This window comes from Rhodophyticola porphyridii, assembly GCF_003688285.1.
Taxonomy (GTDB): Bacteria; Pseudomonadota; Alphaproteobacteria; order Rhodobacterales; family Rhodobacteraceae; genus Rhodophyticola; species Rhodophyticola porphyridii.
This window is the reverse complement of sequence record NZ_RCNT01000001.1, coordinates 356,572-377,921: the sequence shown is the minus strand read 5'-3', so window position 1 is coordinate 377,921 and position 21,350 is coordinate 356,572. Positions and strand designations below refer to the sequence as shown.

Below are 21,350 nucleotides of genomic sequence, written 5' to 3'. Positions count from 1 at the left end.
CCGATGGCGTTTTCGTTCAAGGCCGGTTCTGCCGCATGACAGCGAGGTTTCGCCGAAACGTGATTTTCCATTTCAGAGTTCAGCCCCTAGGTGCATGATATGAAAAATCGACCGATCCTCCGTGCGCTTCTCGCCACCGCCCTCACTCTTTTGCCGCTCGGCAATGCCGTACAGGCCCAGTTTTTGGGCCGGTCGGCCGATGATGTGGTGCAGGTGCGCCTGATGGAGGGCTGGCGGATCGAAAACGGCCGCCATATGGCCGCGATCCAGATCACGCTCGCGCCTGGCTGGAAGACCTATTGGCGCGCGCCAGGCGAAGGCGGCATTCCGCCCCGGGTCCGGCTGGATCGGGCCGAGGGCGTCACCGGAATGCGGATCCACTGGCCCCGACCCGAGGTGTTTTTCGCCAATGGCATCCGCAGTATCGGCTATCGCGACGATGTGATCCTGCCGATCGAGTTTTCGGTGTCAGATAGTGGCGCCATCGAGATTGACGGCCGGATCGATCTGGGTGTCTGCGAAGATGTGTGCATGCCTGTAACGCTTGATCTTGAAGGGTTATTGCCGCCTCAGGGCAGTCGTGATGCACTGATCGCGGCGGCTTTGTCGGACCGTCCCCTGACCCGTGCCGAGGCGGGCGCGGGCGCCGCAACCTGCCGGATCACACCGATTTCTGATGGGCTGAGGGTCGAGGCGCAGATGCGCGTGCCGCCCGTGGGCAATGACGAAACCGTCGTGTTCGAACTGCCCGATCCGGGCATCTGGATTTCCGGTGCTTCGATGCAACGGGACGGCGATACGGTCACCGCAACCGCCGATGTGGTACCGGCCGATGCAGGCCCGTTTGCCATGAACCGATCCGATTTGCGGATTACCGTTCTGGGCACACGCATGGCGGTGGAACTGTTGGGCTGTACCGGCTGATCACGCCTGCCTGCGGGTCGAGAGGCCGTGAGTGATCGCCGCGGCGATCCACGCAACCACGCATAGGGCCGCCGTTCCGGTTACGAAGACTATCAGCGCGCCCAGAGACGGACTCTCTCCAAGCGGGACCAGGGCGGCCACGGGATCCGCGACCTCTCCGGTCATCATCACCGCGCCCATTGTCGCGGCAAACCAGGCAGCCACGGCCAGGCTCAGGGCCACGATAACCGCACCAAGCCCCGGAGCCCTGGTAAATCCGCCCAACGACCGGCGGAGCGCGCGAACCTGCTTGCCCACATCCTGCTGCATCGCAAGAATTGCTGGAACGACAAGCAGGACCACCACAAGCCCGAACCCCAGCCCATAGACCAGAGTGATCACCGTGGGTTTCAGGAATTGCGCCTGCTGAGAGCTTTCGAACAGCAGCGGGGCAAGGCCAAGCACTGTGGTGAGTGTGGTCAGAAGGACAGGCCGCAGGCGGTCCGTCGCGCCATCAACTATTGCAGGGATCAGTCCCCTGTCTTCGGCATACTCGTCGATCGTGGTCACCAAAACGATGGAATCGTTGATTATGATGCCGGTCATCCCGATCAGGCCCACGACGGTGAACATGCTGAGCGGCACATCCCATGCTGCATGACCGTAGATCGTTCCGATCAGGCCGAAGGGAATGATCGCCATCACCACGACAGGCCGTGTCCAGCTCGCAAAGATCCAGGCCAGCACCAGATAGATGCCGATCAGGCAAAGCGCGAAACCCACCGCCGCGTCGCTCAGGAAATCGCGCTCCTGCTCGGCCAGGCCCGAGAGCACCCACGCCACGCCGTAGTCGGCCTCCACCTGGGGCAGGATCACATCGCGCAGTTCGTCCATGATGGCCTCTGCCCGGGCGGGATCGTCTTCGGAAAGATCGCCTGTCACCGAGACGACGCGAAGGCCGTTTTCACGGGTGATGGTCGAAAATCCGGTGCGGGAACTGACACTTACGATATCGGCCAGAGGCACATACTCGCCGCTTTCCGCCCGCAACAGCGTCCGGTCCAGAAAATCGGCGGTCAGTTCCCCTTCGGGCAGTTCCACACGGATCGAACCGGTGCGGATGCCGACCGGAAAACTCGCCGCCTCGATCCCGCCAAGCCGGTTGCGCAACACCCGCCCGAGCGTGCCGATGTCAAACCCCAATGCCTGACCCTGGGGTGTCAGTTCCAGGCTCAACTCCTCCCGGTCATAGGCAAGACTGTCCTCCAGTGCCGAAACCTCGGGAAACCCGATCAGGCCCGTCTTCACCGCCTCGGCCGCGGCCTTCAGCACATCCGTGTCGGCCCCGAATAACTGAACGTCCAGCGCATCGCCGCCCGGCCCGCCACGCCAGCCGCGGAACGAAACCGCCTCGGTCAGGGGCAACTGGCGCACCTCGTCTTGCAGATCGGCCACAAACTGGAACGAGGAATAGGAGCGCAAATCGGCATCGATCAGCTCGATCGCGATGGAGCCCAGAAGATCCGCATCCTTGTTGTCGGCCACGGTCAGGCCGCGCCCGGTGGTGCCGCCGACCTCTGCCAGCACGTAAAGCAGCGGGTTGGTGCCATGCTCCGCCTCGTATCGGGCGGCGACCGCATCGGCTGCGCGCTGCATCTCGCGCATCATCGCGAAACTGTCCTCCCGGGTGGCCCCATCCAGCATCGCGAAGTTGCCCGACACGCTGGACAACTCCGGCGCGTTGAAAAACCGCCACGTGACATCGCCGCGAACGAATACCGCCACCTGCGTCGCAAGCACCAGAATCACACCGGCCAGCACCGGATAGCGCGCCTTGATCACCAGCCGCATCGCCGGGCGGAAAAGCGTATCGCGGACCCATTCGAAACCGCGGTTCACCTGCCTCGACGGCCAGTCATACCAGTGTTCCTTGGCGGAATGCGCCAATGCATGGGCCATGTGATTGGGCAGAATCAGGAAGCATTCAACAAGACTGGCCGCCAGAACGACGATCACAGTGAACGGAATATCCGCGATCAACTCCCCAAACCGGCCGCCGATGGCCACCAGCCCGGCAAAGGCGAGAATGGTCGTGATGGTCGCGGAAAACACAGGCGCGGCCATCCGCTTCGCCGCATTCTCCGCTGCAACCACCGGTGACTCCCCGAGGTTTCGGGCCCGGAAATCCGCATGCTCCCCCACGACGATCGCGTCGTCCACCACGATCCCGAGCGTGATGATCAGCGCAAAGAGCGAGATCATGTTCAATGTCAGCCCCGCCACATACATCAAGGCAATCGCGGCCAGCATCGCCACGGGGATGCCAGCGGCCACCCAGAACGCGGTGCGTGCGTTGAGAAACAGGAACAAGAGCAGGACGACGAGACCGAGCCCCACCAACCCGTTATCCAGCAGGATGTTCAGACGGGCGGAGATCGATTCGGCCCGGGTGCGGATCAGATCGATGGTGACGCCTTCGGGAAGCGTCAGCTGCATCTCGTCGGCCACCGACTGCACGATCTCCTGGATACCGATGGCGTCACCCTGATCCGTCCGGTCGACCCGGATCGAAATGGCCGGGTTCTCGCCCACAAAATAGGCCCGTTCCCTGTCCACCCCTTCGGTGGTGATCGCGGCGATTTCGCCGATGGTCAGGGTCGATCCATCCGCGTTGGTGCGCAGAACGATGCCCGCGATCTCGTCGGCGCTGCGTCGCGCGGTGCCGGTGCGCACCCGCGCATTGGCGCTGTCCACGTCTCCTGCCGGGGCGGTTTCGGCTTCCGCCGCAATTGCATCGGCGATCTCCGCCATGGAGATATCGTGCCGGATCAACGATGCAGAGGGCACTTCCACCACGGTTTCGGGCGCGGCCACCCCACGGATCGTCGCCCGCGTGACCCCCTCGGCGAAAAGGCGCGCCACGAATTCATCGGCAAAACGCCCGATCTGCTCCACACCGACGGGCCCGGTGATTACCACATCGGTGACCCTGTCACGCCACGCGCCCCGCCTTACGGACGGATCCTCGGCATCCTCGGGCAGATCGGAGATCGCATCGACCGCCGCCTGCACGTCATCGGCGGCACGCCCCATGTCCCAGCCGGGCTCGAACTCCAGCTCGATCGAGGCGCGCCCCTCGCGCGCGGTCGAGCTGGATTGCGTCACCCCTTCGACCACCAGCAGGCGCGGCTCGATCACCGCGATGATCGCCTCATCCACATCCTCGGCTCCCGCCCCGTCCCAGTTGACGGTCACGGTGACCTCGTCGACCACCACATCGGGAAAGAACTGCGCGCGCATGTTCGGAAACGCCGCCAGACCAAGCACGATCAGCGTGACCAGCAGCAGGTTCGCGGCTGTCCGGTGACGCGTGAAATAGGACAGGATTCCGCCCGCGCGCCCGGGAAGTCGCCGCACCGCCCTAGCTCCCCATCCGGGCTTCGATCCGCGCAACCATGCGGGCCGGAACTTCGTCCTGATTGAGCTGAAGCAGCATCCGCTCTTTCACATCCGCGGGGATGAAGCTGTTGCCTTCGACAAAAGCGATCAGCCGGGCGCGGCGCTCGGGGTCAAGCGCAAGCGTTTCGGGCGTTGCGCCGGCCTGTTCCTCCGCGTCCGCCGGGCGCAGGGGGTTGATGCGAATGCCCGCCCCAAGCACCGGGGTGCGCGCCTGAACGACCTCGCGGCCATGAAGATCGGGCGCACGGACGATCACATCGTCGCCCTGTCGGCGCAGCACGGTCACCTCGGCTTCCTCAAGCCGGTTCTCCTCCCCCAGCACGAGGATGCGGCCATCGCCATCGACCGCCGTCGATGGCAGCAGGACGACACCGCTCAACGGGGCCTCTTCCAGTTGCACCGTGACGAAATCGCCCGCGCGGAATCCGCGCACCTCCTGCAATTGCGCAAACAGCAGCCGGCCCGACTGCCCCTCCTCCACAGCGCCGCTTTCGCGTGTGAGAACGGCCGGCGCGGTGATGTCCAGCCCGAACACATCCAGCACCACGGTCACATCGAGACGCGGCAGACGCCCGTCGTCATCGAGCAGGCGCGAATACTGCGTGGTCGACACACGGAACGCGACCTCCAGCGCATCGGGGTCGATCAGCCGGGCGATCTGTTCGTTCCGGTTGACGAGACGCCCGGCCACCACGTTCACCTCTGCCAGCACACCGGAGAACCCGGCGGTCAGTTCGGTTTCGGCAAGACCCCGGTCGGCCTGGGCCAAGGTGATACGGCGCCGGTCGATCGCGGTGGCCGCCTGATCCACGCGCGCTTCCGCGAGGGCAAGAGCCTGCCTGCGGGACAACACGGCCTGTGTCGCCGTTGCGGCAGCCAGTTCCGCGGTTTCCACCGCAGAGGCGCTGCCGACCCCGCGCTGCGCCAGATTCTGCTGCCGGGTAAGCGCGCGCAGGCGCAGATCGGCCTGGGCCTGCGCGGCGGCGACATCTTCGCGCGCCAGATCCAGCGCGCGGGTGGCATCGCGCAACTCCGCCTCCGCCTCCCTCAGATCGGCCGCGGCGGTATCCCGCGTGGATTGCGCCTCCGCAGGGTCGATCCGGAGCAGCACCTGACCGGCCTCGACCGCACCGCCATCTTCAAACCCGTCTGCCAGCTCGATCACCAAACCTTCGGCGGGCGCGCGCAATTCCAGCGTGCGCCGGCTCCGCACCTCTCCGAAGGCCGTCAGAACCGGGGTGATCGTCTGCGGCGCCATGACACCGACCTCGGCTGTAAACACCCGCTCGCGCATGTCGCCCGGCCGGCTTTCCTCCGCCCAACGCGATTGTAGCCCGGAATAGATGGCGTTGCCGGCCAGAGCCAGAAGACCCACGGTCAGCGAGATGAGAAACAGGCCCACCAGGGAGCGTCGGAAAAATCGCATTAAGGTGCCTATCAGGTGCCGTTACACAGAAAGGTAGTGTTCGGGCTGAAACAGTCCAAGTCTATGGCCTTATAGGGGCTTTCACGTGGATTCGGGTCATTTCCGTCGCTTGTGTTCATCCAGACGCGGCAGGATCTCCACGAAATTGCAGGGGCGGTGGCGGTAATCAAGCTGCCAGCGCAGGATTTCGTCCCAGGCATCCTTGCAGGCCCCACTGCTGCCGGGCAGCGCGAACAGATAGGTGCCGTTCGCAACGCCGCCCGTGGCCCGCGACTGCACCGCCGAGGTGCCGATTTTCTGCATCGACACGATGGTGAAGACCGTTCCGAACGCCTCGATCTCCTTTTCATAGACGTCGCGATGCGCCTCGACCGTCACGTCGCGGCCCGTCAGTCCGGTGCCGCCCGTGGTGATGACCACGTCGATCTCGGGATCGTTGCACCAGACCCGCAACTGGTTCGCAATCTGGTCCCGCTCGTCCCGGAGGATATGGCGCGCGGCCAGATGGTGGCCCGCGTCGGTCAGGCGCGCCACCAGAACGTCCCCCGATTTGTCCTCGGCCAGCCCGCGCGTGTCCGATACGGCAAGAACGGCGATCCTGACCGGAACAAACTCCTTGCTTTCGTCAATCCTGCTCATGCATGCACCTCGAACCAAGTCGGCGAGGGCCCAAGGTTGTGCACTCGCGTCGCGCCGATCATTCCGGAGACGCCCCAGCAATCATGGACGTGCCCGCACAGAAGAAGCCGGGGCTGGAGACGCTCCGCCGCCTCTCTCACTGCAACCGATCCGATCTGTCCGCCCTTGCTGTGCGTGTCGGCCACACCTTTCGGCGGCGAGTGCGAGATCAGCACATCCGCATGGGAGATCCGATCGAACAGAGCGCGGGCCTGATCCTCGGTCAGATCGGCCGATCCCCATGGCAGAGGCGGCAAAGGCGGAACCGCGCAGCCGATGCCGGCAAAAGTGATGTCGTCGCGGTCGACCGCATCGCCGTGGAGCACGGGCGCCCCGGTTACCGCCTTCAGTTCGGCCACCGTTTCGTTGTTGCCGGCGACGTAGATCGCCTTGCCGTCGATGGCGGACAGCCCCGTCATGAAACTCTCGAGCCCCTCCCGGCGCTGCGCGAAATCTCCGGCGCCGATGATGACATCGGCCTCCTGCGCGGCTGCGAGGATCGCATCGCGCGCGGCAGTGTTCAGATGCAGGTCCGAGAAGGCCAGGATCTTCATGCCTCCCCCTCCAACCGCGCCCTGAGGCTCAGCAGATCGGCCCAGGCTTCCCGTTTCATGATCGGATTTCTGAGCAGATAGGCGGGATGGAACATCGGCAGGACCGGCTTGCCCAAGGCATCGGTCCATTGCCCGCGCATCCGCGTTATCCCTTTGCGGCCCAGTATCCCCTGACAGGACACATTGCCCATCAGGATCAGGATATCGGGATCGGCCAGCGCCACGTGCCGCTTCACGAAAGGCAGCATCATCGCCATTTCGTCCGGGCTCGGGTCGCGGTTCTGCGGCGGGCGCCACGGCAGAGTGTTGGTGATGTAGAGCGCACCGTCATCTTCGCGTGCCCGGCCCATCTCGATCGCGGCGAACATCCGATCCAGCAACTGTCCGGCCCGGCCCACGAAAGGTTTTCCCTGAACATCCTCGTCCCGGCCCGGGGCCTCGCCGATGATCATCACACGCGCCGAGGGGTCACCATCGGCAAAGACGAGGCTTCGCGCGCCTTTTTTCAGGTCGCAATGGGAAAACTCCGCCATGGCATCGCGAAGCGCGCCCAGATCAGCCGCGGCCGCCGCCATCCGCTCAGCATCGGCCACCGCATCAGCCGGCCCGGGTTCAGGTCTGGCTCGGGGGCTTGCCGCATGCGGCGGCGCTCCGACGGCACCAGACCCCGGATCGGCGTTCGGCGCAGGCTTCGGAGCCGTGTCTTCAAGTTCGTAGCGGTCGATCGGAACATCGCCAATCGCTTCATCGGCACCAAGCTCCACCTGCCATTCCAGAAGAGCCTTGGCGGTATGAAAATCCAGTGACTGATCCATGGATCCAAGCTAGGCCCGCCTGAGACCAAGGTAAATGGCCATCGCGACTACATTCGACATTGCGGCCCCGGGCCGCAGCGCCCCGCCACGCGGTCCGGTCCGCCTTTTCCGACAGCGCCGGAATACGCCACCATCTGCGGATGTCCGGAGCCTTGCCAGCACGCGGTCCGGATGCCTATAACCGGCCGAAGCTGCGAGGGTCCGATGAGTTTTCGCCAGAAGCATCTGCTTGGAATCGAGCCTCTGCGGTCGGAGGAGATCACCACAATTCTCGATCTTGCGGACCGCTATGCCGAAATGGAACGCGGCACCCAGAAACATGGCGACGCGCTCACCGGCCTCACCCAGATCAACATGTTCTTCGAGGCCTCCACCAGGACCCAGGCCAGTTTCGAGATCGCGGGCAAGCGCCTCGGAGCGGATGTGATGAACATGGCGATGGCGGCAAGCTCCCTGAAAAAGGGCGAAACGCTGATCGACACCGCCCTGACCCTGAACGCGATGCATCCGGACCTGCTGGTTGTCCGGCACCCGCATTCAGGTGCGGTCAACCTCTTGGCCGAAAAAGTGAATTGTGCCGTCCTGAATGCAGGCGACGGACGGCATGAACACCCGACGCAGGCCTTGCTGGATGCGTTGACGATCCGCCGTGCGAAGGGGCGTCTTCATCGCCTCAACATCGCAATTTGCGGCGATATCGCCCATTCGCGGGTGGCACGATCGAACATCCTGCTGCTTGGAAAGATGGAAAACCGGATCCGGCTGATCGGGCCGCCGACCCTGATGCCGGCGGGCGTGGCGGAGTGGGGCGTGGAGGTTTACGACAACATGGCCGAAGGGCTTGAAGGTTGCGATGTGGTCATGATGCTGCGGCTTCAGAAAGAACGGATGGACGGCGCATTCATCCCGTCGGAACGCGAGTATTACCATCGCTTCGGGCTCGATGCCGAGAAGCTGGCTGCCGCCAAGCCCGACGCCATCGTAATGCACCCCGGTCCGATGAACAGGGGAGTGGAGATCGACGGCACCATCGCCGACGACATTAACCGAAGCGTTATTCAGGAACAGGTTGAAATGGGGGTCGCCGTGCGCATGGCGGTGATGGATCTTCTGGCCCGGAACCTGCGCGCCTGCCGGACCCCACAGGGGGTGATGGCGTGACCGTCACAACGCTTCACATCCTCGCGCTGAACATGCCTGTCGACACGCGGCATACCCATCTGACCCGGCAGCAGGGTGCGCGCCCCGATCTGCCGCCGCTCGCCGAGTGGATCGGTGTCGCAGATCTCGATACCGATCTGATAGAGATGTTTCCGATTGAGGATCTCGCGGGCATGCCGCTCAGCAGTTACGCCGAGGCAGCATTTGAGCTGGAGGAGGACGCGATGGCCGAAGCCGCCGCGCGAATGGATGCGCTGCAAGGCTCTGTCCTACTCGTCCCGTCCTCTGCCGTGGATCGGACACCAAAGCCGGGCGCCAAGGCCACGCTGATCGCCTCATTGCCCATGGCGCGGGCCGATCATGCCGCGGAGCTGCCAGCGGCCAGCCTTGCGCGCAAACCGCCCGCCCGGGCCACGCCCGCCGAGACCGGCCGTGCCGGTTCCACTGGTACGGTTCTTCTGGGCTTGCTGCTGGCCGCGGCACTGGCCTTGCTGATCTGGTGGGTTTTGAGATGAGCGACACGTCACAGACGCATACGCCGATGACGCCAACCTCCGAACTGGCCGATGGGGAACATGTGATTGCGCATTTCACCGGGGATACGGCGACTTATTGGCGGGCCCATGCCTGGATGGCGGCGATTGCCATGGCGCTCGGGATGGCGATCCTGGCCGCTCTTGGAAACGCGCATATCTGGACCGGAGCCATCGGCGGGCTTGCCGCCATCGCTGTACGTGCGTTCTATCTTGCCAGCGACGAGGTCAAGGCGCGGTGGGATCTGACCAATCGGCGCCTGCTTGGCCCCGGAACACGCAGCATCCCGCTGGAAAGTATCGCCGTGACCCGCAGCCTGCTCGGCGCGGTACAGGTCGTGACCGAGGGCGGCGACAAACATCTGCTGAAGTATCAGGCCGACCCCGCCGCTGTGATTACCGATATCGACCGTGCGCGCGGCGGCGCAACCGGGCCTTCCTCATGACCAACGCGCTTTACCGCAACGCCAGGCTGATCGATCCCGAAGCCCAGACCGAGACTCTTGGCTGGCTGCGCATCGAAAACGGAGTGATCGCAGAGATCGGCGATGGCGACCGGGCGGGCGGCGTGGATTGTGGCGGGCTGTGTCTGGCCCCCGGTATCGTCGATCTGGGTGTCAAGGTGGGTGAGCCCGGCGAACGCCACAAGGAAAGCTTTCGCACGGCGGGCGCCGCGGCCGCAGCTGGCGGGGTGACGACAATCGTTACCCGGCCCGACACGACAACGCCGATCGACACGCCCGAAGTGCTCGATTTTGTGCGCCGGCGGGGACAAGAGGCCGCGGCGGTCCGCTTCCTCCCGATGGCCGCGCTGACCAAGGCCCGGGCGGGCCGCGAGATGACCGAGATCGGTTTCCTGCTGGATGCCGGCGCCGTCGCCTTCACCGATGGCGATCACGTCGTCGCCGACACCAAGGTCTTCAGCCGCTGCATGAGGTATGCGCGCTCGGTCGGCGCGCTGATCGTGGCCCATCCCCAGGATCCCGGGCTGAGCGAGGGGGCGGCCGTCACCTCGGGCAAGTTCGCATCGCTGCGCGGGCTACCGGCGGTCTCGCCCACGGCCGAGAAGATGGGTCTGGAACGGGATCTCGCGCTGGTGCAGATGACGGGCGCACGCTACCACGCCGACCAGATCAGTACCGCCAGCGCCCTGCCCGCCCTTGCACGCGCAAAGGCAGAGGGCCTGGATGTAACCGCGGGCGTTTCGATCCACCATCTGACCCTGAATGAGCTGGATGTGGCCGATTACCGGACTTTTTTCAAGATCAAGCCGCCGCTTCGTGCCGAAACGGACCGGATCGCCATGATCGACGCGGTACGGGATGGGCTGATCGATGTGATCTGCTCCATGCACACACCCCAGGACGAGGAAAGCAAACGCCTGCCGTTCGAGGCCGCAGCAAGCGGGGCCGTCGGACTTGAAACGCTCCTGCCAGCCGCGCTGCGGCTTTACCACGCGGAGCAGCTGACGCTGCCTGTTCTGTTTCGCGCCATGGCTCTCAATCCCGCGCGCCGGTTAGGCCTGCCGGGCGGACGGCTCAGAGTTGGCGCCCCCGCCGATCTGGTCCTGTTCGATCCGGATGTGCCTTTCGTGCTTGACCGGGCCAGGCTTCGGTCGAAATCGAAAAATACCCCGTTTGACGGGCAGCGGATGCAAGGCCGGGTCGAGACGACACTGGTCGGCGGCGATATCGTCTACCGCAGGGGGGCGTCATGATCCCGGAATTCCAGACCCCGATGGCGGTTCTAGGTCTTGTCGGTCTGGCGGCTTATGTTCTGGGATCGGTTCCATTTGGACTGGTCATGGCGCGGCTTTTCGGGCTGGGCGATATCCGGCGGATCGGTTCGGGCAATATCGGGGCCACCAACGTGCTTCGCACCGGCAACAAACCGGCGGCGTTCCTGACGCTCATCCTCGATGCGGGCAAAGGCGGCATCGCCGTGCTGCTTGCCAGATGGCTTTTTGCCGAGGATGCGGCCCAGGTGGCGGGCTTCGCGGCCTTCATGGGCCATTGCTTTCCGGTTTTCCTCGGGTTCAAGGGCGGCAAGGGCGTGGCCACCTTTCTTGGCACGCTTCTTGCGCTCTTCTGGCCTGCGGGCATCGCCGCTTGCCTGACATGGGCCGCCACCGCCGCGATAAGCCGGATTTCGTCGCTGTCGGCGCTGGTCGCGGCTTTTCTTGCCCCGGTCTGGATGACGATTCTTGGCATGCCACAGGCCAATCTGGTCACCGTCGCTCTGGCCGCACTTATCTTTGTCAGGCATCAGAAGAACATCGAACGCATTCGAGACGGCAGCGAACCCAGAATAGGCAAATGACCTTGTTTTGATAGGCCTGCCCTATTAAGCTGAGGCCTTGTTCACGAGGTTTATTATGGATTTTCAGACAGCCGTCCGTACCGTTCTTCTGGACAAATACGCCACCTTTTCGGGCCGCGCCCGACGATCGGAATTCTGGTGGTTCTTTCTGTTCAATATCGGTGTCAGCGCCATCCTGAACATCATCGACCGCACGATCTTCGGTGCTTCGATGACAACCGGCCTAACCAACAGCGTACTCGGGGTCATCTATTCATTGGCGGTGCTGCTGCCGTTTATCGCAGTCGGCGCAAGACGGCTTCATGATACCGGCCGGTCGGCCTGGTGGTTGCTTCTTGCGTTTATCCCGCTGATCGGCGGGTTGATCCTGATCTTCTGGTACATCCAGCCAAGTCAGGACGGCAGAAACGAATACGGGCCCAATCCGATCGCTGACGGCTAGTAGCTGTATTCCTTGTAGATGCGGGTCAAGTTCCCGCCCCAATCCCCGTTATACCGCTCCAGAAGCTCGTCCGCTGGCACCTGCCCGTTGTCAACGCTCTCCTTCAGCGCATTCAGGAAATGGGTCTCGTTCGGGATCAGCCCGCCCGCGCCCGGCATCGCGCGGGCGGCAAGACCCGCCTCGGCGATCTGCACGACCTCGCGCGCCAGGTCGTGCATGCTGATCCCTGCGACCTGGGCCTGAAGCCCCTCGACAGAGGCCGCAATGCGCAGCGCTTCCCGCGTCTCCGCGTCCCAGCCCTTCACCAAATCCCAGGCTGCATCCAGCGCGCCCTGATCGTAGGTAAGCCCGACCCAGAAGGCCGGAAGCGCGCAAAGCCGACGCCAGGGCCCACCATCGGCGCCCCGCATCTCGATGAATTTCTTCAGCCGGGCCTCGGGGAAAATCGTGGTGAGGTGATCCGCCCAGTCGCTCAGGGTGGGTTTTTCGCCGGGCAGCGCCGGCAACTCACCTTTCAGAAAATCGCGGAAGCTCTGCCCCAAGGCATCCACATAGACGCCATTGCGATAGACGAAATACATCGGCACATCGAGCGCATAGTCCGCATAGGCCTCGAACCCGAAGCCATCTTCGAACACGAAGGGCAGCATGCCGGTCCGATCCGCGTCCAGGTCCCGCCACACCCGGCTACGCCAGCTTTTGTGACCGTTGATCTTGCCCTCGAAGAACGGGGAATTGGCAAAAAGTGCGGTTGCCACGGGCTGCAAGGCCAGGGCGACGCGGAACTTCTGCACCATGTCCGCCTCGGACCCGAAATCGAGGTTCACCTGAACCGTACAGGTCCGCCGCATCATTGTTGTGCCCATGGTGCCGACGCGCTGCATATAGGCATCCATCAGCTTGTAGCGCCCCTTGGGCATCAGCGGCATCTGATCATGGGTCCAGATCGGGGCCGCCCCCAGACCGATGAAGCCGACGCCGATTTCATCGGCGACCGATTTGACCTCCCGCAGATGGTCGTTCACCTCATCACAGGTCTGGTGGATCGTCTCCAGCGGCGCGCCTGACAACTCAAGCGCGCCCCCGGGTTCCAGAGATACGTTCGCGCCGTCCTTTTCCAGCCCGATAATGTGGCCGCCCTCGGTCACGGGCGACCAGCCGAACCGGTCGCGCAGCCCCTCCAGAACGGCCCGGATCGATCGCTCCCCCTCATATGGCAGCGGTTTCAGAGTGTCTTGGCAGTATCCGAATTTCTCGTGCTCCGTACCGATGCGCCAGGCGTCTTTCGGTTTGCACCCCTCGGCAAGATACTCTGCCAGTTGCTCATGCCGTTCGATCGGGCCGCCGCCGGATTGGGGGATGGACATGGAAATTGGCTCCGGGATTGTTGGCTGATCGTGGGGGCAAGGACTGGCCCGCGCGCGGGGTCAAGTCAAGGCCGGGAGAGTGTCGCGGCGCCAGAGCGTGACGGTTCCGGGCCCGGTCCCGCGCAGGCTTGCCAGAAGATGGGAGGTGGAGAGCCCGTCGAGGCGCGTGAACGCATCGTAAAGCACGTCCGCACCATGGGCATCGGTGGGGATCACCAGAACCTGCTCCACCTCGGCCATGACCCAGAAGGATTTGCCGTCCGCGCCCCGCCGCAGCGACAAGGCCGTCAGATCATCCAGTGAAACCGCCCCCCCGTAGTAAGGACCCATATAGGTGACTTTCCCCTCGATCAGGCCGACCACGCCCGGACCGTCCCCGGAACCGGCAAATCGTGCCCGGCGCAGCGCGATGGCGCCCAGAGGCACGGCAAGCGCCACAAGAACCCAACCGAATCCCGGAACGATCCGCCCGTGATCCAGCGCGATCCAAAGGCCGAGTGCCGCCAGCGTGACTGCGGCCAGCACCTCGCGCCAGCGATAAAGCATGCGCCGGACCTCGGGGCGAAGAAACCCGCTCATGATCGGTTGACCCCGGCATAGGGTGCGGGGCGCGCATCGAATCTCATGCCCTTGAAATCATATATCCGCGCAACCTCTTCCAGCCCGTCTTTCCCCGGCTTCGCAAACCAGAGCGCACCGTCACGCGCCAGTTGCAGGCCGCCATCCCAGGGCTCGGCCCACTCCCAGTCCGGTTGTGGCATCCTCACCCCGTCACTTCGCACCAGAGCATAGCGATTGCTGATCAGCGCACGGTTTTTCTGCCCGATTTCAAAGTGCAGGGTCACCTGCCAACCATTCGCAAGGGGTTTGACCAGTTCGGCATGATATGCGTCGCCGTTTGCATGCGTCCAGCCGCGCGCGCCCATCATCGCAAGGTAAAGCCCACCCATGTGCAAGCCGTCTGTGGCGTGGGGATAGGCATCGACCTGCGCCGCGCGCAGCCCGTCCGGCGGGTCGGACAACGGCTCGGCCCCATTTAGCCATATCCGCCCCTCCGGCGTGAACGCACCACCACCGTGCCAGGCATCGGCTTGCACCCGGACGCTGAGCGCGGTCAGCCAGGGGGCCCTCGAAATCGCGGTCCACCAGCGCGCTCCGTTGCCCGCAAAGACGATCATATGCCGCGCATCCGGCGACAGATCGCTCCGGTATTCATAGATCCCACCCTTCAGCCATTGGCCAAGTGTCACCACACCGTTGCGCCTGTCCCATATCAGGCTGGCGACCTGATCGGTCGGCCCGCGTCTGAGCACAAGGGCCTTGTGGCAGCCGATCGCGGGTATGACATGCAGGCGCGGCGCGGTCATGTCGGATCACCGGCGCAAGCCCCGCATCGCCCGCGCGGCTTCAGACAGGGATGATCAGACATGCGCCGGCTCCTCAAGCAAGCTGATCGTGAAGGTCCCGATGTGATGGAATCCGATCGCCATATAGGCCCGTGCCGCGGCCTCGCTGGCGGCGAAGAGGGTTGCCCGATCCGCCCGGCCGGCATCGCGCAGTTGGGCCAGGTGCAGGGCTACGGCCCGCCTGGCATGCCCACGCCGCCGAAGGGCGGGCGGCGTATAAACTCCGCCGACCTGCACGACCGACATCGCCGATGCGTTGATCCCGGTCAGCGCCAGCAGGTCTTTCCCGTCGGTCAGGATCATGTGCGATCGCTCATCAATCCAGCCCGAAACGGTGGAGGCGGCATCGGCCTTCGCGGCTTCCGCGCCGTGCCCAAGGGTCTCCATCTGATATGCCGCGCGCCAGTCCAGCAGAACCGGAAGTTGCGCCTTCCCGGCCGGGATCAGCCATCCGGGACCGGACGGTATCACAAGGCGCTCAAGATCAAGCACGTATTGCGGTTCGTCCGCGCTGATCAACATCTTGTGGCGAGATAAACCGAGTGCTTCGCTGAGCGGGCGAACCTGATCAGCAGGCCCCACAATTCCTGTCACGCGCGTGCCTCTCAGGGTACGGCGTGCAGCCTGCCAGGGTTCGCTTGGGCATTGCGGCAGAACCATACCGCTCCCGGTCAGACCAATCACGTCGGTAATCCGCCCCGCCCGCCTGATCATCCAGAACCGCGTGGCATGGGGGTGCCCAGTTTCCATCCCGTGTCTCATCAGGTTGGACAGCGGGAACATGGAGTTCAGGACATGACGGCTCAGAAACTCGACAATAGCGTCCCGGTCCGCGGGTTGGGCAGGCGTCATTCCCAATCCCCCCGCGTGGCCTGAAACAGCGTCAGAGCCGCCACCGCAGCCGTGTCCGCCCGCAGAATGCGCGGGCCAAGGCTGATCGGAGTGACGAATGGCAAATCGTGCAGACGGTTACGCTCGGTGGGGCTGAACCCACCTTCGGGGCCGATCAGGATGGCCCATTTGTCGGATCGCGGAGCAGCTTCAAGCACGGCTCTCGCACCAACAAGCGCCTCGTCGGCAAAGATCAGCCTGCGGTTCGCGGGCCAATCCGACAGTGTCTTTTCCAGACGCTGCATCGCAGCCACGTGGGGCACATATGTCCCGCCGCATTGCTCCGCCGCCTCGATGGCATGGGCTTGCAGCCTGTCCTGACGGATACGCTCGGCATTGGTAAAGTCAGTCTGCACCGGGCAGATGCGGGCCGCCCCCAGTTCAGCCGCTTTTTCGACGATGAAATCGGTGCGCGCCTTCTTGATCGGCGCGAAAAGCAGCCAGAGATCCGGCGGCAGCCGCAGCGGCGCCGTCTGCTCGATACAAGACAGAACGCCGCCGCGTTTACCCGCCTCCACGATCTCTGCACGCCACTCGCCATGTTCCCCATTGAACAGCAGAACCGCGCCGCCGACGACCTGCCGCATCACCCCGAAGAGATAATGCGCCTGGTCCCGCGACAGTGGGACCGTTTGCCCTGCCCCCAAAGGGTGCTCTACATAAAGCCTGATTTTCGCATGCGTCGACATGGAGCAAAACCTATGGCCGGGACCGGGGAAACGCCAGAGGGGCAAGTGGCCGATGCCGTTCGTGGCAACTGGGTCGATACGTATGCGCCCGCCGCGGCGCGGCCCTATCTCAGGCTCAGCCGGGCGGACCGGCCCATCGGCACATGGTTGCTGCTGCTACCCTGCTGGTGGGGCGTATTGCTGGCAGCCTCGGCTGATCCGGACGGCCTGCGCCTGTTCGATCTGTGGATCATCGTCGGATGTGCGATCGGCGCATTCCTTATGCGGGGGGCCGGGTGCACCTGGAACGACATTTCCGACAGGGAGTTCGATGCCGCCGTGGCACGCACGAGGTTGCGCCCGATCCCGTCGGGTCAGGTAAGTGTCAGACAGGCCCTTGTCTGGCTGGTGGTCCAATCGCTGCTCGCCCTCGGGATTCTGTTGACCTTCAATCTGAATGCCATATTGCTCGGGCTTCTCTCGCTTCTGCCGGTGGCGATCTATCCCTTCGCCAAGCGTTTCACATGGTGGCCGCAGGTCTTTCTGGGCCTCGCCTTCAACTGGGGAGCGCTTCTGGCCTGGACGGCGCATTCCGGCAGCCTGGCCTGGCCAGCAGTAGCGCTTTATCTGGCGGGTATCGCCTGGACCCTGTTCTACGACACGATCTATGCCCATCAGGACAGCGAAGACGACGCGCTGATCGGGGTGAAATCAACCGCTCGTCTGTTCGGCGAGAACAGCAAGGCGTGGCTGCGCGGTTTCATGGTGGCGTCGGTTATCCTGATGGCGGTTGCGATCATTCTGGCGCTGATCCCGGGCGGCAACTTTCTGGCGCTGACACTTGCATTGGCCGGGGCCTGGGCTTTTGGCTGGCACATGGCGTGGCAACTGAGCCGACTTCAGATCGACGAGCCGGAGACCTGCATGCACCTGTTCCGTAGCAACAGGGACCCCGGACTGCTTGTTGCGCTGTTTTTCGCCTTGTCGGCATTGCTTTGATTGAACGCCCTTCGCCAAGGCGTTAAGGCCAAGGCCACTCCCTTGGGCAAAGTCGGACCTTGAGACATGAGCAAAACCTCCACCCTCGTCGCTGTCTTAGCATTCCTGATCGCCGGCTTGCTCTTTGTCGGCGTGGCAGTGATGGCGGCGAACACGATCGAGGACCGCTCGACCGAGGCGGTTACGTTCTCCATGCGTGAGGAGGGTCTGGATTGGGTGGTCGTCACCGCCAACGGTTTGCAGGTCGAGCTGACCGGCACCGCGCCCGATGAAGCCGCCCGCTTCCGCGCGCTGAGCCGGGCGGGCGCCGTTGTGGATGCCGACCGGATCATCGACGCGCTGGATGTAGCCGAAGCCGACAGCGTGGCCCCGCCGCGATTTTCACTTGAGATGTTGCGCAACGGCGACGGGATTTCACTGATCGGCCTGATCCCTGAAGAAATCGGCCGGGAGGCCGTGGCCGAGGGCATAGCGGGCATTCGCAACGGGGTCGAAGTGGCCAATATGGTGGAAACCGCAAGCTACCCCGTTCCCTCCGACTGGCGGGCAGCGATGGAGTTCGGTCTGCGCGCGCTGAACGAGTTGCCGAGGTCCCAGATTTCGGTCTTTGACGGACAGGTGACGATCACCGCCGTCAGCGAAAGCATCGAAGAACGCGCACGCTTCGAAGCTGCTCTCAACAGGGCAATGCCGGAAGGTATAGAGGTCGTGATGGATATCTCGGCCCCCCGCCCGGTGATCACACCGTTCACCCTGCGGTTTGTGCGCAGCCTCGACGGGGCCCGGTTCGAGGCCTGTTCCGCCGATACCGAAATGGCGCGTACCGTCATTCTGCGCGCTGCTCGAAATGCCGGGCTGACCGGCCCTGAGGAGTGCGAGATCGGTATCGGCGTACCCTCGCCGCAATGGGCGCAGGCGGTGGAAACCGGGATGCAGGCGCTCACCGCACTGGGTGCCGGAACCCTGACCTTCTCAGACGCCGATGTGACTCTGATCGCGGCGGAAGGCACGCCGGAGGGCCTGTTCGATCGGGTCGTCGGAGAGCTGGACGCGGATCTTCCCGCGGTCTTCTCGGTTCACGGTGTCCTGCCCGATCCGCCGGAAGGCGCGGGAAATGACGGCCCACCCAGCTTTGTCGCGACGCGAAGCCCCGAGGGCTATGTCCAGCTGCGCGGGCGCCTGCCGGATGATCAGGCGGAGCGCGTGGTCTACGCATACGCCCGCGCCACGCTTGGCGGCGACGATACCTATCTGGCCACCCGGAGAGACGACAACCTGCCCGATGGCTGGTCCGTACGGGTTCTGGCGGGGCTTGAGGCTCTGGCGATGCTGAACAACGGCAGCGTGACGATTGATCCCGGGCTCGTCACGGTTCGGGGCAATACCGGCAGCCAGAACGCGGTGTCGGACCTGTCGCGGCTGTTGTCGGAGAAGCTGGGCGAGGCGCAGAATTTCGAGATCGACGTGACCTATCAGGAATTGCTGGACCCGACCGCCAATATCCCGACAGCGGAGGAATGCGTGGAGCGGATTCGCACGCTGCTTTCCGAACGCAAGATCACCTTCGATCCGGGGTCGGTCGAGATCAACGAGGAATCCGGCGCGATTCTGGACCGTGTGGCCGAGATCCTGCCCGATTGCCGTCATGCGCGGATGGAGATCGGTGGGCACACCGACAGCCAGGGCCGCGAAACCATGAACCTCAACCTGTCCCAGGCGCGGGCGGATGCGGTGTTGAACGGTCTTCTGGCGCGCGGTGTTCTGATTTCGAACCTGACGGCACAGGGCTACGGCGAAACGCAGCCGATCGACACCAATGACACCGAGGAGGGCCGCGAGCGCAATCGCCGCATCGAATTCCGGTTGCTTGCGGGCGGTGTGCCGTCTAGCCAGAGGTCAGACACGGAGGAACCCGTCGAAACCGCCCCGGCGGAGGCGGAAGAACCGCCCGCCGAAGAGGACCCGGATGAACAGAACTGAGTTTATCGTTGCCATCGCGATCATCCTGTTTGTGGCCTTTGCCCTTGGCTGGTTCGCAAACTGGCTGGTGCATCGGTTCAGCCGCGTGACCGGCGCGGATCTGAGTGAAATGGACGAGATGGCCAGGGCGCTGCACGATGCGGAGGAAACCCGCGATCAGGCGATCATCTATCTTCAGCAGCGGGAGGCCGAGCTGACCAATCAGCTGAGCCAGACCGAGGCGGAGCTGCGCGCCGCGATGGAAGGATTGCGCGAGGCGCGCCACGAGGCCGAAGAATTGCGCGCCTATGTGGAACGCGTCAATCAGGGACAGGGCTGAGAGGCCAACGAGGCCGAGAAGCGGAACAGGGGCGCATTACCAGCGTCTGAGTGCCGCTTCGTCTTCGTCTTTCGCCGCGACCCACTGGCCGCCATCGGCCGTGATTTCCTGTTTCCAGAAAGGCGCGCGGGATTTCAGGTAGTCCATCAGGAACTCGGCCGCCGCGAAAGCATCCGCCCGATGCCGGGACGCGGTGGCGACCATCATGATCAGCTCGCCCGGGCGCATCTCGCCATAACGGTGCAGCACGAAGACACCGGCCAGAGACCAGCGCGCGCGCGCCTGATCCGCGATCCCGGCCAGGGCCTTTTCGGTCATGCCCGGGTAGTGTTCGATCACCATCCGGTCCAGATCACCGCTGGCCACATCCCGGACAAGACCGCAGAAGCTGACCACCGCACCGGCCCCGGATACGGAACCGGTGAAGCGGGTCAGCTCCGCCCCCATGTCGAACGGTTCGGCCTGAACGCGGATCATCGCCCCTAGCCTCCGGTCATCGGCGGGAAAAACGCGACCTCGCGGGCGCCGGTAATAGGTGCGTCGAGTTCGACCAGATCCTGATCCACGGCGGCCCGAATCGCCGTGAGATCGGAAAAGGCGAAGGCATAGGCCTCATCCCGTCGTTTCAACTCTTCGATCAGCTCGGCGACCGTCGTAGCCTCGGTCTCGACCTTTTCATGGCCGGTTCCGATCCGTTCTCTCAGCCAAGCGAAATAGCGCAGATCCATCCGGTCATTCCTCCCGCAGATAGGGCATCGCCTTCAAGAAATAGTCCCCCCCGGTGATCAGTGTAAGGCCCGCGGCCAGCCATAACAGCGCCAGCCCGCCCCATGAGGTCAGAAGCAAGCCATAGTATTTCCAGAGCAGCCCGAACTCGTCCTCCACGAGGCCGCCCAGAACATCGCGGACAATCTCGCCGTCCATTCCATAGATCTGCATTCCGAAGAAATGTTCGAACAATCCCCAGGCGAACAGCAGCGAGATCGCGACCATCTGCACGGTTGTCTTCCATTTCGCCAGTTGCGTCACTTTGAGCGTGCCTGCCGTATCGCCCAAAAACTCCCTCAAGCCGGAGACAAAAACCTCGCGAAACAGGATCGCCACGACCGGGATCATCAGCCAGCCGGTCACGCCCAGAATACCCAGCAACACCGCCAGCGCGATCACCACCATGGCCTTGTCGGCAATCGGATCGAGCATCGCGCCGAACTTGCTGACCTGGCCCCATTTGCGCGCCAGATATCCGTCGACATAGTCGGTCAGCGATGCGGTGATGAACAGGATCAGTGCCAGCCAGTCCGCGTAGGGCCGCGCAAAAAGCAGGAAAACAAGGCCCAGGGCCGGCGCCGCGATCAGCCGGAAGACAGTCAGTATATTGGGCAATGTCCAAGTCATGAAGCTAGGTGTAAATGCCGCCGCGCCCGAATGCC

General features: G+C 63.9%; 23 protein-coding genes. 10 read left to right on the top strand and 13 right to left on the bottom strand.

Annotation, left to right across the window (positions count from 1 at the left end; all coding sequences use genetic code 11):
• Positions 1 to 99 precede the first annotated feature (99 nt).
• Positions 100 to 924 carry a protein-disulfide reductase DsbD domain-containing protein gene (locus tag D9R08_RS01900; protein WP_121896296.1) on the top strand — a complete coding sequence of 275 codons (825 nt, stop codon included), beginning with the start codon at positions 100 to 102 and terminating at the stop codon, positions 922 to 924.
• On the opposite strand, the gene D9R08_RS01895 is transcribed toward D9R08_RS01900, so the two are convergent.
• The 5 genes from D9R08_RS01895 to D9R08_RS01875 all read right to left on the bottom strand — a co-directional run bounded on the left by D9R08_RS01895 (position 925) and on the right by D9R08_RS01875 (position 7,835).
• Positions 925 to 4,320, bottom strand: a complete 3,396-nt coding sequence (locus tag D9R08_RS01895) for an efflux RND transporter permease subunit (protein WP_121896295.1) — start codon at positions 4,318 to 4,320, stop codon at positions 925 to 927.
• 4 nt (positions 4,321 to 4,324) lie between these two features.
• Positions 4,325 to 5,788 (bottom strand): efflux RND transporter periplasmic adaptor subunit, encoded by a 1,464-nt coding sequence (locus tag D9R08_RS01890; protein ID WP_121896294.1) that lies wholly within the window; start codon positions 5,786 to 5,788, stop codon positions 4,325 to 4,327.
• Positions 5,789 to 5,884: 96 nt separating this feature from the next.
• Positions 5,885 to 6,427: a molybdenum cofactor biosynthesis protein B gene (gene moaB / locus D9R08_RS01885; RefSeq protein WP_121896293.1), complete on the bottom strand. Its 543-nt coding sequence runs from the start codon at positions 6,425 to 6,427 to the stop codon at positions 5,885 to 5,887.
• Positions 6,424 to 7,020 carry a metallophosphoesterase family protein gene (locus tag D9R08_RS01880; RefSeq protein WP_121896292.1) on the bottom strand — a complete coding sequence of 199 codons (597 nt, stop codon included), beginning with the start codon at positions 7,018 to 7,020 and terminating at the stop codon, positions 6,424 to 6,426. The genes moaB and D9R08_RS01880 overlap by 4 nt, the downstream gene beginning before the upstream one ends.
• On the bottom strand, positions 7,017 to 7,835 hold the full coding sequence (locus D9R08_RS01875) for a uracil-DNA glycosylase (protein ID WP_121896291.1): 819 nt from the start codon (positions 7,833 to 7,835) through the stop codon (positions 7,017 to 7,019). The genes D9R08_RS01880 and D9R08_RS01875 overlap by 4 nt, the downstream gene beginning before the upstream one ends.
• A 204-nt stretch (positions 7,836 to 8,039) precedes the next feature.
• On the opposite strand from D9R08_RS01875, the gene D9R08_RS01870 reads away from it, so the two are divergent.
• Genes D9R08_RS01870 through D9R08_RS01845 form a run of 6 tightly spaced genes read left to right on the top strand, consistent with a single transcriptional unit; the run spans position 8,040 to position 12,290 of the window.
• Entirely contained in the window at positions 8,040 to 8,996 is a 957-nt protein-coding gene (locus D9R08_RS01870) for an aspartate carbamoyltransferase catalytic subunit (protein WP_121896290.1), read from the top strand.
• Entirely contained in the window at positions 8,993 to 9,511 is a 519-nt protein-coding gene (locus D9R08_RS01865; protein WP_121896289.1) for a hypothetical protein, read from the top strand. Before D9R08_RS01870 ends, D9R08_RS01865 begins: the two co-directional genes overlap by 4 nt.
• A complete protein-coding gene (locus D9R08_RS01860; protein ID WP_121896288.1) occupies positions 9,508 to 9,975 on the top strand; it encodes a hypothetical protein in 468 nt (155 codons plus the stop codon). Before D9R08_RS01865 ends, D9R08_RS01860 begins: the two co-directional genes overlap by 4 nt.
• Positions 9,972 to 11,246, top strand: a complete 1,275-nt coding sequence (gene pyrC, locus D9R08_RS01855) for a dihydroorotase (RefSeq protein ID WP_121896287.1) — start codon at positions 9,972 to 9,974, stop codon at positions 11,244 to 11,246. The genes D9R08_RS01860 and pyrC overlap by 4 nt, the downstream gene beginning before the upstream one ends.
• A complete protein-coding gene (gene plsY, locus D9R08_RS01850) occupies positions 11,246 to 11,848 on the top strand; it encodes a glycerol-3-phosphate 1-O-acyltransferase PlsY (RefSeq protein ID WP_199709238.1) in 603 nt (200 codons plus the stop codon). Before pyrC ends, plsY begins: the two co-directional genes overlap by 1 nt.
• A 55-nt stretch (positions 11,849 to 11,903) precedes the next feature.
• Positions 11,904 to 12,290 carry a DUF805 domain-containing protein gene (locus D9R08_RS01845; protein WP_121896285.1) on the top strand — a complete coding sequence of 129 codons (387 nt, stop codon included), beginning with the start codon at positions 11,904 to 11,906 and terminating at the stop codon, positions 12,288 to 12,290.
• Here D9R08_RS01845 and D9R08_RS01840 read toward each other — a convergent pair.
• The 5 genes from D9R08_RS01840 to D9R08_RS01820 are packed head-to-tail and all read right to left on the bottom strand — an operon-like array spanning position 12,287 to position 16,643.
• Positions 12,287 to 13,657 carry a glutamate--cysteine ligase gene (locus tag D9R08_RS01840; RefSeq protein ID WP_121896284.1) on the bottom strand — a complete coding sequence of 457 codons (1,371 nt, stop codon included), beginning with the start codon at positions 13,655 to 13,657 and terminating at the stop codon, positions 12,287 to 12,289. The genes D9R08_RS01845 and D9R08_RS01840 overlap by 4 nt on opposite strands.
• 60 nt (positions 13,658 to 13,717) lie before the next feature.
• Positions 13,718 to 14,236, bottom strand: coding sequence for a hypothetical protein (locus tag D9R08_RS01835; protein WP_121896283.1), 519 nt, complete (start codon positions 14,234 to 14,236; stop codon positions 13,718 to 13,720).
• Positions 14,233 to 15,024 (bottom strand): hypothetical protein, encoded by a 792-nt coding sequence (locus D9R08_RS01830; protein ID WP_121896282.1) that lies wholly within the window; start codon positions 15,022 to 15,024, stop codon positions 14,233 to 14,235. The genes D9R08_RS01835 and D9R08_RS01830 overlap by 4 nt, the downstream gene beginning before the upstream one ends.
• 54 nt (positions 15,025 to 15,078) lie before the next feature.
• A complete protein-coding gene (locus tag D9R08_RS01825) occupies positions 15,079 to 15,915 on the bottom strand; it encodes a GNAT family N-acetyltransferase (protein ID WP_121896281.1) in 837 nt (278 codons plus the stop codon).
• Positions 15,912 to 16,643, bottom strand: coding sequence for a 16S rRNA (uracil(1498)-N(3))-methyltransferase (locus D9R08_RS01820; protein WP_121896804.1), 732 nt, complete (start codon positions 16,641 to 16,643; stop codon positions 15,912 to 15,914). Before D9R08_RS01820 ends, D9R08_RS01825 begins: the two co-directional genes overlap by 4 nt.
• 12 nt (positions 16,644 to 16,655) lie before the next feature.
• Between D9R08_RS01820 and ubiA the strand changes: the two genes are divergently transcribed.
• From ubiA to D9R08_RS01805, 3 genes are all read left to right on the top strand, one after another.
• A complete protein-coding gene (ubiA, locus tag D9R08_RS01815) occupies positions 16,656 to 17,621 on the top strand; it encodes a 4-hydroxybenzoate octaprenyltransferase (RefSeq protein WP_233557164.1) in 966 nt (321 codons plus the stop codon).
• 66 nt (positions 17,622 to 17,687) lie between these two features.
• A complete protein-coding gene (locus D9R08_RS01810; protein ID WP_121896280.1) occupies positions 17,688 to 19,601 on the top strand; it encodes an OmpA family protein in 1,914 nt (637 codons plus the stop codon).
• Complete coding sequence (locus tag D9R08_RS01805; RefSeq protein WP_121896279.1) at positions 19,588 to 19,920, top strand: hypothetical protein; 333 nt, start codon at positions 19,588 to 19,590, stop codon at positions 19,918 to 19,920. Before D9R08_RS01810 ends, D9R08_RS01805 begins: the two co-directional genes overlap by 14 nt.
• Positions 19,921 to 19,956: 36 nt before the next feature.
• Here D9R08_RS01805 and D9R08_RS01800 read toward each other — a convergent pair whose 3' ends face one another.
• Genes D9R08_RS01800 through pgsA form a run of 3 tightly spaced genes read right to left on the bottom strand, consistent with a single transcriptional unit; the run spans position 19,957 to position 21,315 of the window.
• The gene (locus D9R08_RS01800) at positions 19,957 to 20,397 is read right to left on the bottom strand and encodes a molybdenum cofactor biosynthesis protein MoaE (protein ID WP_121896278.1); all 441 of its coding nucleotides are present in this window, start codon (positions 20,395 to 20,397) and stop codon (positions 19,957 to 19,959) included.
• 5 nt (positions 20,398 to 20,402) lie between these two features.
• On the bottom strand, positions 20,403 to 20,648 hold the full coding sequence (gene moaD, locus D9R08_RS01795) for a molybdopterin converting factor subunit 1 (RefSeq protein ID WP_121896277.1): 246 nt from the start codon (positions 20,646 to 20,648) through the stop codon (positions 20,403 to 20,405).
• Between the two features lie 4 nt (positions 20,649 to 20,652).
• The gene (gene pgsA, locus D9R08_RS01790) at positions 20,653 to 21,315 is read right to left on the bottom strand and encodes a CDP-diacylglycerol--glycerol-3-phosphate 3-phosphatidyltransferase (RefSeq protein WP_121896276.1); all 663 of its coding nucleotides are present in this window, start codon (positions 21,313 to 21,315) and stop codon (positions 20,653 to 20,655) included.
• Positions 21,316 to 21,350 lie beyond the last annotated feature (35 nt).